8 protein-coding genes and 6 tRNA genes are annotated in these 12,449 nt (G+C 42.4%); 12 read left to right on the forward strand and 2 right to left on the reverse strand.

Annotated features, from left to right (window positions below):
- Nucleotides 1-171 precede the first annotated feature (171 nt).
- The 9 genes from nspC to nagA (BSAG_RS11340) all read left to right on the forward strand — a co-directional run bounded on the left by nspC (nucleotide 172) and on the right by nagA (BSAG_RS11340) (nucleotide 4,649).
- Nucleotides 172-1,311: a carboxynorspermidine decarboxylase gene (nspC, locus tag BSAG_RS11380; RefSeq protein WP_004313156.1), complete on the forward strand. Its 1,140-nt coding sequence runs from the start codon at nucleotides 172-174 to the stop codon at nucleotides 1,309-1,311.
- Between the two features lie 118 nt (nucleotides 1,312-1,429).
- Nucleotides 1,430-1,502: transfer RNA gene (locus BSAG_RS11375), tRNA-Gly, on the forward strand.
- A 34-nt stretch (nucleotides 1,503-1,536) separates the two neighbouring features.
- Nucleotides 1,537-1,618: transfer RNA gene (locus BSAG_RS11370), tRNA-Leu, on the forward strand.
- Between the two features lie 23 nt (nucleotides 1,619-1,641).
- Nucleotides 1,642-1,725 (forward strand) — tRNA-Leu (locus tag BSAG_RS11365).
- A 19-nt stretch (nucleotides 1,726-1,744) separates the two neighbouring features.
- A tRNA-Gly gene (locus tag BSAG_RS11360) sits at nucleotides 1,745-1,817 on the forward strand.
- 32 nt (nucleotides 1,818-1,849) lie between these two features.
- Nucleotides 1,850-1,931 (forward strand) — tRNA-Leu (locus tag BSAG_RS11355).
- Nucleotides 1,932-1,968: 37 nt separating this feature from the next.
- Nucleotides 1,969-2,044 (forward strand) — tRNA-Gly (locus tag BSAG_RS11350).
- 244 nt (nucleotides 2,045-2,288) lie between these two features.
- A complete protein-coding gene (nagA, locus tag BSAG_RS11345) occupies nucleotides 2,289-3,455 on the forward strand; it encodes an N-acetylglucosamine-6-phosphate deacetylase (RefSeq protein WP_004316985.1) in 1,167 nt (388 codons plus the stop codon).
- A gap of 21 nt (nucleotides 3,456-3,476) precedes the next feature.
- On the forward strand, nucleotides 3,477-4,649 hold the full coding sequence (nagA, locus tag BSAG_RS11340; protein WP_004316984.1) for an N-acetylglucosamine-6-phosphate deacetylase: 1,173 nt from the start codon (nucleotides 3,477-3,479) through the stop codon (nucleotides 4,647-4,649).
- A gap of 259 nt (nucleotides 4,650-4,908) precedes the next feature.
- Here nagA (BSAG_RS11340) and BSAG_RS11335 read toward each other — a convergent pair whose 3' ends face one another.
- Nucleotides 4,909-5,271: a thioredoxin family protein gene (locus tag BSAG_RS11335; RefSeq protein ID WP_004316983.1), complete on the reverse strand. Its 363-nt coding sequence runs from the start codon at nucleotides 5,269-5,271 to the stop codon at nucleotides 4,909-4,911.
- Between the two features lie 236 nt (nucleotides 5,272-5,507).
- On the opposite strand from BSAG_RS11335, the gene BSAG_RS11330 reads away from it, so the two are divergent.
- Genes BSAG_RS11330 through BSAG_RS11320 form a run of 3 tightly spaced genes read left to right on the forward strand, consistent with a single transcriptional unit; the run spans nucleotide 5,508 to nucleotide 11,030 of the window.
- Nucleotides 5,508-6,773 (forward strand): TolC family protein, encoded by a 1,266-nt coding sequence (locus tag BSAG_RS11330; RefSeq protein ID WP_004316982.1) that lies wholly within the window; start codon nucleotides 5,508-5,510, stop codon nucleotides 6,771-6,773.
- A 22-nt stretch (nucleotides 6,774-6,795) separates the two neighbouring features.
- Nucleotides 6,796-7,890, forward strand: coding sequence for an efflux RND transporter periplasmic adaptor subunit (locus tag BSAG_RS11325; RefSeq protein ID WP_004316981.1), 1,095 nt, complete (start codon nucleotides 6,796-6,798; stop codon nucleotides 7,888-7,890).
- 14 nt (nucleotides 7,891-7,904) lie between these two features.
- Nucleotides 7,905-11,030 carry an efflux RND transporter permease subunit gene (locus BSAG_RS11320; RefSeq protein WP_004316980.1) on the forward strand — a complete coding sequence of 1,042 codons (3,126 nt, stop codon included), beginning with the start codon at nucleotides 7,905-7,907 and terminating at the stop codon, nucleotides 11,028-11,030.
- 87 nt (nucleotides 11,031-11,117) lie between these two features.
- On the opposite strand, the gene BSAG_RS11315 is transcribed toward BSAG_RS11320, so the two are convergent.
- Nucleotides 11,118-12,449, reverse strand: coding sequence for a sensor histidine kinase (locus tag BSAG_RS11315; protein WP_004316979.1), 1,332 nt, complete (start codon nucleotides 12,447-12,449; stop codon nucleotides 11,118-11,120).

The raw sequence follows: 12,449 nt of genomic DNA on the forward strand, positions 1-12,449 counted from the left end.
TCGGGTATTTAGGATGATACAATACTTACTATAATATATAAGGTGTAAAAATAAGAAAAAGTTCGCGAAAACCAATATCTTAATTAAAAATAAAACAATCCCTCTTTGCTTTTGAATTTGTATTTTTGCATCCACGTTTGTAAGACGTCAGTTTAGATAATAATTTTATATATGATAGATTTTAATCAGTTTCCTTCTCCTTGTTATATCATGGAAGAAGAACTTTTAAGAAAGAACTTGTGTTTGATAAAAAACGTAGCCGACAGGGCGGGAGTGGAGATTATTCTTGCTTTCAAGTCGTTTGCCATGTGGCGTTCTTTCCCTATATTCCGTGAATATATAGCTCATTCTACGGCAAGTTCGGTGTATGAAGCCCGTTTGGCACTGGAAGAATTCGGAAGTAAGGCACATACATATTCTCCAGCTTATACGGAACAGGATTTTCCTGAAATAATGCGTTGCAGCAGTCATATCACTTTCAACTCGATGCAGCAGTTCGAGCGTTTTTATCCGATGGTGGTGGCAGAAGGAAGTGGTATTTCTTGTGGTATTCGTGTAAATCCCGAATACTCGGAAGTGGAAACAGAACTTTATAATCCATGTGCACCTGGCACACGTTTTGGGATAACAGCCGATTTGTTGCCCGATGTATTACCGCAAGGCATTGAAGGTTTTCATTGTCATTGTCACTGTGAATCTTCTTCGTATGAGTTGGAACGTACATTGGAACATCTCGAAGCCAAATTTTCCCGTTGGTTTCCACAGATAAAGTGGTTGAATCTCGGTGGTGGACATCTGATGACCCGTAAAGACTATGATACCGAACATTTGATAACACTATTGCAAGGATTAAAAGCACGCCATCCTCATCTGCGAATTATCCTGGAACCCGGTTCGGCTTTTATATGGCAGACGGGAGTGCTGACTTCCGAAGTAGTGGATATTGTGGAAAGTCGTGGAATCAAGACGGCTATTTTGAATGTCAGTTTCACTTGCCACATGCCCGATTGTTTGGAAATGCCCTATCAGCCTGCCGTGCGTGGTGCCGAAATGGGAAACGAAGGAAAATATATTTATCGTCTCGGAGGAAATTCCTGTTTGAGTGGTGACTATATGGGATTGTGGAGTTTCGATCATCCTTTGCAAATCGGAGAACGTATTGTGTTCGAAGATATGATTCATTATACGATGGTCAAGACAAATATGTTTAACGGAATTCACCATCCTGCCATTGCTATCTGGACCAAAGAGGGGAAAGCTGAAATATACAAGCAATTTTCTTATGAAGATTATCGTGGCCGAATGAGTTGATAATCAAAATGATTGTTTTGCGGTCGATGCAAAGTGAACAGATTTCTGTGAAAAAAGTAGGCAGAATGTTTGCAGGTTTACGGAAAATCCCTACCTTTGCAACCGCAAACGAAAAAATGCGGAAATAGCTCAGTTGGTAGAGCATAACCTTGCCAAGGTTAGGGTCGCGAGTTCGAGTCTCGTTTTCCGCTCATGTTTCTTTGAAATGTTGGAACAATAATCTTTGCCCAGGTGGCGGAATTGGTAGACGCGCACGTTTCAGGTGCGTGTGTCGAGAGGCATGCAGGTTCGAGTCCTGTTCTGGGCACAAAGGTTAAACTTTAAAATTATGGAGAGGTGGCGGAATTGGTAGACGCGCTACTTTGAGGGGGTAGTGACAGTTATGTCATGGGAGTTCGAGTCTCCTTCTCTTCACAGTTTATGAAAGTGAAATGCGGAAATAGCTCAGTTGGTAGAGCATAACCTTGCCAAGGTTAGGGTCGCGAGTTCGAGTCTCGTTTTCCGCTCTTGTTTCTTTGAAATAATGGAACTAAGTTTTGCCCAGGTGGCGGAATTGGTAGACGCGCACGTTTCAGGTGCGTGTGTCGAGAGGCATGCAGGTTCGAGTCCTGTTCTGGGCACCCATCTTTCAGAATTCTGAATGACGAAATTTAGTTTGCGGAAATAGCTCAGTTGGTAGAGCATAACCTTGCCAAGGTTAGGGTCGCGAGTTCGAGTCTCGTTTTCCGCTCCATATAGACATAAGGTTGTCAGTCGATAAGATTGGCAACCTTTTTTTATTTATGATTGATGAATTCTGATTTATATATGGTTGAATAATCGTTTAATATTGGACTTTATTAGAAGTTTATCGGACGATTTTATCGATAGATTGAATAGAAAAACGTAATTTTGCAAACGAAAAAATCAATGTACTCCCCCCAAAAAAGAGCGTCATTGATTCACACAGACCTTTAATTAATTTAACTATTTGTGATATGTTAACACAGATCATTAATGCACGCATCCTGACGCCTCAAGGTTGGCTGAAGGATGGGTCAGTTCTTATTCGCGATAACAAAATTCTGGAAGTAACCAATTGTGACCTTGCCATTATCGGAGCCAAACTGATTGATGCCAAAGGAATGTATATTGTTCCGGGAGGTGTAGAAATCCATGTTCACGGTGGCGGTGGAAGAGACTTTATGGAAGGCACCGAAGAGGCTTTCCGGACAGCAATCAAGGCTCACATGCAGCATGGTACCACCAGTATTTTTCCTACCCTTTCTTCTTCTACCATTCCGATGATCCGTGCAGCTGCGGCAACTACTGAAAAAATGATGGCGGAGCCCAATAGCCCTGTACTCGGACTCCATCTGGAAGGACATTATTTCAATATGGACATGGCAGGCGGACAGATTCCGGAAAATATCAAAGATCCCGATCCCGAAGAATATATTCCGTTGTTGGAAGAAACACGCTGTATCAAACGTTGGGATGCCGCACCGGAACTTCCCGGAGCCATGCAATTCGGTAAATATATCACGGCAAAAGGTGTACTGGCTTCGGTAGGACATACCCAGGCAGAATTTGAGGATATACAGACGGCTTATGAGGCGGGATATACGCATGCTACTCATTTTTATAACGCGATGCCCGGTTTCCATAAACGGAAAGAGTACAAGTATGAAGGTACGGTAGAAAGTATTTATCTGATTGATGATATGACAGTGGAAGTGGTGGCTGATGGTATTCATGTACCTCCGACGATCTTGCGTCTTGTCTATAAGATAAAAGGAGTGGAACGCACTTGCCTGATAACGGATGCGTTGGCTTGTGCCGCCAGTGATAGCCAGGTTGCCTTTGACCCGCGTGTGATTATTGAGGATGGAGTCTGTAAGTTGGCAGACCATTCAGCCTTGGCCGGGAGTGTTGCAACGATGGATCGTTTGATTCGTACCATGGTGCAAAAGGCGGAAATTCCTTTGGAAGATGCCGTAAGAATGGCTTCCGAAACTCCTGCACGGATTATGGGAGTGCTCGACCGTAAAGGAACGCTGGAGCGTGGCAAGGATGCTGATATAATTGCCTTGGACAGAGACCTGAATGTGAGAGCTGTATGGGCAATGGGAGAACTGGTGGAAGGCACCAACAAACTGTTTTAAATCTAATAAAGAACAAAGACTATGTTGACTCAAATAATAAACGGAAGAATACTTACCCCGCAAGGCTGGTTGAAAGATGGTTCCGTATTGATTTGTGATGGAAAAATATTAGAGGTAACTAATAGTGATTTAGCGGTTATCGGTGCAACGGTTATTGATGCCAGAGGGATGACGATAGTGCCCGGATTCGTAAGTATGCATGCACATGGAGGTGGTGGGCATGATTATACGGAAGCAACGGAAGAGGCTTTCCGCACCGCAACCAATGCACATCTGAAACATGGTGCTACCGGTATATTTCCTACTTTGTCCTCTACTTCATTCGAAAGAATCTACCAGGCAGTCGATGTATGTGAGCACTTGATGAAAGAGAAGGATTCTCCGATTCTCGGTCTGCATATCGAAGGCCCATATCTGAATCCGAAGATGGCGGGTACGCAGTATGACGGTTTTCTGAAAACTCCGGATGAAAATGAATATATTCCTTTGTTGGAGCGTACGTCTTGTATCAGACGTTGGGATATTAGTCCCGAACTGCCCGGTGCACATGATTTTGCAAAGTATACCCGTTCGAAAGGAATTATGACTGCTGTTACACATACCGAAGCCGAATATGATGAAATTAAAGCTGCATTTGCAGTAGGATTTTCTCATGCTGCTCATTTCTATAATGCGATGCCGGGTTTCCATAAACGTCGTGAATATAAATATGAGGGTACAGTGGAAAGTGTGTATCTGACGGATGGAATGACTGTGGAAGTGATTGCGGATGGTATTCATTTGCCTGCCACTATCCTGAAACTGGTTTATAAGTTGAAAGGCGTGGAGAATACCTGCCTTGTTACCGATGCTTTGGCGTATGCCGCTTATGAAGGGAATGAACCGATTGATCCTCGTTATGTCATAGAGGATGGCGTATGCAAGATGGCGGATCATTCTGCGTTGGCCGGTAGTTTGGCTACGATGGATGTGTTGGTTCGCACCATGGTAAAGAAAGCGAATATTCCTTTGGAAGATGCTGTGCGTATGGCTTCTGAAACTCCTGCCCGTTTAATTGGAGTGAGTGACCGGAAGGGGGCGTTAGCAAAGGGTAAGGATGCTGATATTGTGATTCTTGACAAAGAACTGAATGTACGTTGCGTATGGTCAATGGGAAAGATCGTTCCGGGAACTGATAATCTGTTGCATAAATAACCATTGAAATAACCTTTGAAAGGGAAGAGGCTGTCCGGAGACTTCCTAAAAGAAAAATGCCCTTTACTAAGAACTAAACTGAATCCCAAAAGTTGGATACAAAATTTTAGGAGTTCAGTTTAGTTCTAGTAAGGGGCATTTTATAAGATCAAGGCTTTTCAGCCTCTTATTATAAAAATAAATGTTCTGTATTATATCAAAAGCCTGGTAGTTTATCAGTCTATCGTCATAAGGAACTTTCCGGACTTTCGATGTTTTTCTATTCTGAAAGTAAACTGGTTTCTATTAATTCTTTCAATTGGGCTTTATTCATAGTGCCTAATTTCATTGCCGGTTTGCCGTTCAACGGGCAAAGTAACAGATTGGGAATGGTACGAATCTTAAATGCGCTTTCCAGTTCCGGTTCCTGATCGACATCCACTTTATAAATATCTAATTTCCCTTCGTATTCTTTTGCCAATTGGTCTAATATAGGCGATAATGCTTTGCAATAGACACACCAGGGTGCATGAAAATCGACCAGGCAAGGTTTATTCCCTTTGAAGTTCCAGCTGTCAGGATAAGATTGATAATCAGCTATTTTCTCAACAAAACTATCTTTGGTTAAATCTATTATTTTCATATATCCTATTTTTTAATGATTCGTTTTATTTTCTCTCCTGCAAAGATAGGGGAGTTGGAATGAAAGAAGGCTGGCCATTTTTCCTGTTGTGTTTACAATTCTTCCTTTATGGCTCTTTTCTAATCAAATTCTAATCTGATATGAGAGGCTTATAATCGTTTTTTCCCGTTTCTCCGGTTGTAGAATTGTAATTTTGCTGCGACAACTACGATAAGGTAATAAAGATAAATATAGTAATGAACAGAGTATTTTTAATTTCTTTTTTTCTTCTGCTGACAGGAGGAATATGTGCGCAACAGGCTACCACAGGAACATTAACGCTGAAAGAGGCGGAACAACGTTTCCTGGAACGTAACTTATCGCTGATAGCCGAACGGTATAACATTGATATGGCACAGGCACAAGTGCTGCAAGCCAGGTTATTTGAGAATCCGGTCATCTCGCTGGAACAGAATGTCTATAACCGCCTGAACGGAAAGTATTTTGATTTTGGTAAGGAGGGTGAAACGGTTGTGGAGGTTGAACAGGTCATTCGCCTTGCCGGACAGCGAAACAAGCAGATAAAGCTGGAAAAAATCAATAAGGAAATAGCGGAATATCAGTTTGAAGAGGTGATGAGAACACTCCGTCAGGAGTTGAATGAGAAGTTTGTGCAAGTCTATTTTCTTTCGAAATCCATATCCATCTACGAGAAAGAAGTGAACTCTCTGCAAGAACTGCTTGCCGGAATGAAGCTGCAACAGGAGAAAGGAAATATCTCATTGATGGAAATGTCTCGTTTGGAATCTATGCTATTTTCGCTGAAGAAAGAGAAGAACGAACGGGAAAACGAGTTGCTGACTCTTAGAGGAGAACTGAATGTCTTGTTAAATCTTCCGGGAGATACTACGGTTAAGTTATCACTGGACGAAGAGGTGTTGAAGCAATTGGATTTGTCTCAATTATCGTTTGCTGATTTGAAAGCGATGGTAAATGAACGTCCGGACTTGAAGATTGCCAGAAGTACGGTAAGCGCTTCCCGTGCCAATCTGAAATTGCAGAAATCGATGGCATTTCCGGAGTTCTCGGTGAAAGGGAACTATGACCGTGCCGGAAACTTTATCAATAACTATTTTGCGGTAGGAGTGAGCTTGTCAGTACCTATTTTCAATCGCAATCAGGGAAATATAAAGGCGGTCCGTTTTAGTATTCAACAGGCAGGAGCGGAACAGGAAAATGCTGCTAATCGTGCAGATATGGAACTTTATACCGCTTATGCTTCACTGGAAAAAGCAGTTCAGCTTTACCAATCTACCAATATGGATTTGGAACGTAACTTTGAGAAACTGATAACAGGAGTGAATGAAAACTTTACCAAGCGAAATATCAGCTTGCTGGAGTTTATCGATTACTATGACAGTTATAAGGAAACCTGTATTCAGTTGCATGAAATAAAGAAAGATGTTTTCCTCGCGATGGAAAACCTGAATACAACTATCGGGCAAAATATATTAAACTACTAATATTCATAAATTATCAAAGACTATGAACTGGAATAAATTCCTTCCTTGCATATTGCTTACTACCGTATTGGGAGCATGCTCCGGTAAAGGAGAACAACCGAATGTTGAACCGACTGCTTTATGCCTGACAGATAGCTTGTTGAGAATTGTATCTGTCGATACGGTTCACGTTCAAGAAGTGATTGATGAACTGACATTGAACGGACGGGTCACTTTTAATGAAAATCAGGTAGCGCATGTATATCCGATGTTTGGAGGCACGGTGACGGAACTGAAAGCAGAAATAGGAGATTATGTTCGTAAGGGAGATGTACTGGCAGTCATCCGCAGTGGAGAAGTGGCGGACTATGAGAAACAATTGAAAGAAGCGGAACAACAACTGTTGCTCGCCCGCAGAAACATGGATGCTACGCAGGATATGTATAATTCCGGCATGGCTTCGGATAAAGATGTGCTTCAGGCAAAGCAGGAGTTGACGAGTGCCGAAGCCGAAGAAAGAAGGATAAAGGAAGTCTTTTCCATTTATAATTTCTCCGGAAATGCTTATTATCAGTTGAAATCTCCCGTTTCGGGTTTTATTGTGGAGAAACAAATCAGCAGGGATATGCAGTTGCGTCCGGATCAGAGTGAAGAGTTGTTCACGATTTCGGGGTTGTCGGACGTCTGGGTGATGGCAGATGTGTATGAAAGCGATATCAGTAAGATTTCTGAAGGTGCTTCTGTACGTATTTCTACTTTGGCCTATCCGGATAAGATGTTTGCCGGCACTATCGATAAGGTATATCATTTGCTGAATAACGAAAGTAAAACAATGAATGTCCGTATCAAATTAAAGAATGAAGAGTATCTGTTGAAGCCGGGGATGTTTACGAATGTAAGTGTGAAGTGCAAAGCAGACGAAACTTCTATGCCTCGTATCGATTCTCATGCGCTGGTGTTTGAAGGAGGGAAAAATTATGTTGTTGTAGTAGAGCCGGATCAGCGTTTGCAGGTGAAAGAGGTAGATGTATACAAACAGTTGAGCAAGGAGTGCTATATCCGCTCCGGGCTTTCCGAGGGGGACAGAGTGCTGAATAATAATGTATTGTTGTTATATAATGCGTTGAATGCAGATTAAAAACAGAAAATAGTATGCACAAATTCATAGATAATATAGTGGCTTTCTCGCTGAAGAATAAGTTCTTTATTTTCTTCTGTACAGCGATTGCCGTTATAGCCGGAGTTGTTTCTTTTAAACATACTCCGATAGATGCTTTCCCGGATGTGACGAATACGAAAGTGACGATTATCACGCAATGGCCGGGACGTAGTGCGGAAGAGGTAGAGAAGTTTATCACCATTCCTGTTGAGATTGCCATGAATCCTGTTCAGAAGAAAACGGATATTCGTTCTACCACTCTTTTCGGACTTTCTGTAATCAATGTGATGTTCGAAGATCGTGTGGATGATTTCACCGCCCGTCAACAGGTATATAATTTATTGAATGACGCCGATCTTCCTGACGGGGTAACTCCGGAAGTGCAACCGTTATATGGCCCGACGGGAGAAATATTCCGTTATACACTCCGTAGTGATAAACGTAGTGTGCGGGAGCTGAAAACAATCCAAGATTGGGTGATCGAACGTAATCTCCGTTCGGTATCCGGCGTAGCGGATATTGTGAGCTTCGGCGGAGAGGTGAAAACATTTGAGGTAAGCGTGAATCCTCACCAGTTGATTAACTATGGAATTACTTCTTTGGAGCTTTATGATGCGATAGCCAAGAGTAACATCAATGTGGGAGGAGATGTCATCACCAAGAGTTCGCAAGCTTATGTTGTTCGTGGAATTGGTCTGATTAACGACTTGGAAGAATTGAGAAACATCGTAGTGAAAAACATCAACGGTACTCCGATTTTGGTGAAGAATCTTGCCGATGTACACGAATCCTGTTTACCCCGTCTCGGCCAGGTAGGACGAATGGATGAAGATGATGTGGTACAAGGCATTGTAGTCATGCGGAAAGGGGAGAATCCGGGCGAGGTGATTGCAAACCTGAAAGATAAAATAGAAGACTTGAATCAGAATATACTTCCGAAAGATGTGAAAATCGTGTCATTCTATGACCGGGAGGATTTGGTGAATCTGGCGGTAAAGACGGTGACACATAATCTGATCGAAGGAATTTTATTGGTTACGTTTATTGTATTGATTTTTATGGCAGATTGGCGGACTACCGTGATTGTTGCTGTCGTTATCCCATTAGCCCTTCTATTCGCTTTTATCTGTCTACGGGTGATGGGAATGTCCGCCAATCTGCTTTCTATGGGAGCCATTGACTTCGGTATCATTATTGATGGGGCAGTGGTGATGGTGGAAGGAGTGTTTGTGGCTTTGGACAAGAAGGCAAGGCAAGTAGGAATGCCGGCATTTAATGTCATGTCCAAAATGGGATTGATCCGTAACACCGCAAAAGACAAGGCGAAAGCAGTTTTCTTCTCCAAATTGATTATCATAACCGCGTTGATTCCTATCTTCTCTTTCCAGAAGGTAGAAGGAAAGATGTTCTCTCCCTTGGCCTATACGCTGGGTTTTGCACTGTTGGGAGCTTTGATCTTTACGCTGACCCTGGTGCCGGTAATGTCGTCTATGCTGCTGAAAAAGAATGTGCGTGAGAAGAATAATCGTTTTGTCCGTTTTATCAATACAAAGTGTACGGCTCTTTTTGATTTATTCTATGCGCACAGGAAACTGACTATCGGACTGGCAACGGTCATAGCAGGTGTCGGATTATGGCTTTTCTCTTTTTTGGGTACGGAGTTTCTTCCACAGTTGAATGAGGGGTCTATCTATATTCGTGCCACCTTGCCACAAAGCATTTCGCTGGATGAATCGGTGACGCTTGCCAATAAAATGAGAAGGAAGCTATTAACGTTTCCAGAAGTACGGCAAGTCCTGTCACAGACCGGACGACCGAATGACGGAACAGATGCTACCGGATTCTATAATATCGAGTTTCACGTTGATATATACCCTGAAAAGGAATGGGAGAGTAAATTGACAAAAATGGAACTGATCGATAAGATGCAGGAGGATTTATCCATTTACCCCGGCATTGACTTCAATTTCTCACAGCCGATTACTGATAATGTAGAGGAAGCTGCTTCCGGTGTGAAAGGGTCTATTGCGGTGAAGGTGTTTGGTAAAGACTTGTATGAGTCGGAGAAATATGCGGTGCAGATTGAGAAAATCCTGGGCACGGTTCAAGGAATTGAAGACTTGGGTGTGATTCGGAATATCGGTCAGCCGGAACTTCGTATAGAGCTGAATGAAGGTCAGTTGGCGCGTTATGGCGTTGCTAAGGAAGATGTGCAATCGATTATCGAGATGGCTATTGGTGGAAAATCGGCTTCATTGTTGTATGAGGACGAACGGAAATTCAATATCATGGTAAGGTATAGCGAGCAATTCCGCCAGAATGAAGAGGAGATAGGTAAGATACTGGTTCCGGCAATGGATGGTACAATGGTGCCTATCAAGGAACTGGCAGATATAACGACCATTACGGGACCATTACTTATTTTCCGTGATAATCATGCACGCTTCTGTGCAGTGAAGTTCTCGGTGAGAGGCCGTGACATGGGTACGGCAGTTGCCGAGGCACAGAAAAAAGTGAATGCATCCGTACATCTTCCGGCAGGATATTCGCTGAAATGGACAGGTGATTTCGAGAACCAGCAACGTGCCACGAAACGCTTGGCACAAGTGGTTCCCATCAGTATTGCTATCATCTTTATCATCCTGTTTATTCTGTTTTCTAATGCGCGGGATGCCGGACTGGTATTGCTGAATGTACCATTTGCTGCCGTGGGCGGTATTGTGGCCCTTCTGATAACACGCTTCAACTTCTCCATTTCTGCAGGTATCGGTTTCATTGCCTTGTTCGGTATTTGTATTCAGAACGGCGTGATTATGATTTCCGACATCAAGGCGAATCTGAAACTGGGTTCTCCTTTGGAGGAAGCTACGAAAGAAGGAGTACGCTCACGCATCCGTCCTGTGATTATGACAGCGGCAATGGCGGCTATCGGTTTGTTGCCTGCTGCCATGAGTCATGGAATTGGTTCGGAGTCACAGCGTCCGTTGGCGATTGTTATTATCGGCGGATTGATAGGAGCGACTTTCTTTGCCTTGTTTGTCTTTCCTCTCATCGTAGAAGTGGTATATGAACGAATGTTATATGATAAAAACGGAAAGTTATTGCAAAGACGTATTTAGTTCATTTCTATTCTGTGGAAAAAACGTTCATAGATTAAATTTGTAGTTTTCAGTAGGTAGAGTGAGAAAGGGATAAAAGAAGGGTGATTAAAAAATCACCCGTACTTTTGTTCCTTTTTCTATTTCTGAAGATATATCCAGCTTTGCGTGATAAGCAGAAATGATTTTCAAAGTCAGACTAAGTCCGATACCCTGTCCGGCATAATCCCGGGTGTTACTACCCCGATAGAAAGACTGGAAAATATGCTCAATTTCTTCTTGCGGAATACCGATTCCCTGATCTTCCACCTCAAGAATGACTTGTTGCTGCTCCCGATAGAGAGCCACATTTACTTCCTTATCGGAGTATTTACATGCGTTATCAATTATATTTTTCAATGCTATCTTTAACAGATAAGGATTAGCCTTAACAACTGCTTGTTGTTCTGTTGCTTCCAAGTGGAGACGGATTCTTTCATTAGAACCGGTCAACTCTTTCAATATATCAGATAGAATGATCTCTTCCACATTATTTTTCAGGAGTTCTTCTTCCTGCCGCGAAAGAAAAAGAAGGTGGCGGATCAGACTGGACAACCGTTTGCTTTCCGAAGAAATTCGTTGCAGGGATTCAATGTATTCTCCGGTACTTCTTTCTTTGAGCAGACTGATTTCACATTCTCCCTGAATAGCAGTAATCGGATTGTTCAACTCGTGCGAAGCATGGCTTACAAAGGATTTCTCTGCCTTGAAAGCACTATCCAGACGATCGAGCATACTATTTAATGTTTTTATCATGTCCTCCAGCTCGTCATTATTTCCGGTAGTCTTTAACCTACGATTCAGACTGTTGGCCCGTATTCTTTTCAACTCCTTTAATATGTGTTGCAGCGGAACCAAAATACGACCGGAATATATTTTCCCGATGAAAAAGATCAGGATGGAACTGGCTAAAACGAGGAAAATGGAAAGTAACAACAGATGTTCCTTGATTTCTGTTCCGTAGGCATTCCGGGACATGACGAGTACGATGAAATTCCCTTCATTATCCGGATAATAAAGGGCGGCTCCTAACTGGTCCTTATATTTAAAAGAGAAAGGAATACTGTCTTGCCTTGCCAGTAGAAGTGTTTGCTGGTGTTGCGTGAGATACTTATTCAACGTATCACGCACTTCAGAAAGACTATCCATATTTAGAAGAATCTCATGAGCTTCGGGTAGAAGTTCATCATATTTGCGTTGGATAATTTGGTAACTCTGTTCGTCCACCTCATCCTTTTCCCAGTGCTTCTGTGCAGTCAGGTAGGCTTTCTCACGCAGGTAGGAAGCATAGAGTTTATTGATATACTGTGTACTGAAAATATAAAATACAGCAATGATAATGACAGTGGTCAACACACTGATTAACGTATAGAAAAGAGCTATTTTGGAACCTATTTTCAT

It is taken from the genome of Bacteroides sp. D1, assembly GCF_000157095.2.
Taxonomy (GTDB): domain Bacteria; phylum Bacteroidota; class Bacteroidia; order Bacteroidales; family Bacteroidaceae; genus Bacteroides; species Bacteroides xylanisolvens.

Excerpts from the sequence above, each read along its gene's own strand:
- BSAG_RS11325 (WP_004316981.1), top strand. The coding sequence starts at position 6,796 with ATGAACTGGAATAAATTCCTTCCTTGCATATTGCTTACTACCGTATTG.
- BSAG_RS11315 (WP_004316979.1), bottom strand. The coding sequence starts at position 12,449 with ATGAAAATAGGTTCCAAAATAGCTCTTTTCTATACGTTAATCAGTGTG.
- nagA (WP_004316985.1), top strand. The coding sequence starts at position 2,289 with ATGTTAACACAGATCATTAATGCACGCATCCTGACGCCTCAAGGTTGG.
- BSAG_RS11320 (WP_004316980.1), top strand. The coding sequence starts at position 7,905 with ATGCACAAATTCATAGATAATATAGTGGCTTTCTCGCTGAAGAATAAG.
- BSAG_RS11335 (WP_004316983.1), bottom strand. The coding sequence starts at position 5,271 with ATGAAAATAATAGATTTAACCAAAGATAGTTTTGTTGAGAAAATAGCT.
- nspC (WP_004313156.1), top strand. The coding sequence starts at position 172 with ATGATAGATTTTAATCAGTTTCCTTCTCCTTGTTATATCATGGAAGAA.
- BSAG_RS11330 (WP_004316982.1), top strand. The coding sequence starts at position 5,508 with ATGAACAGAGTATTTTTAATTTCTTTTTTTCTTCTGCTGACAGGAGGA.
- nagA (WP_004316984.1), top strand. The coding sequence starts at position 3,477 with ATGTTGACTCAAATAATAAACGGAAGAATACTTACCCCGCAAGGCTGG.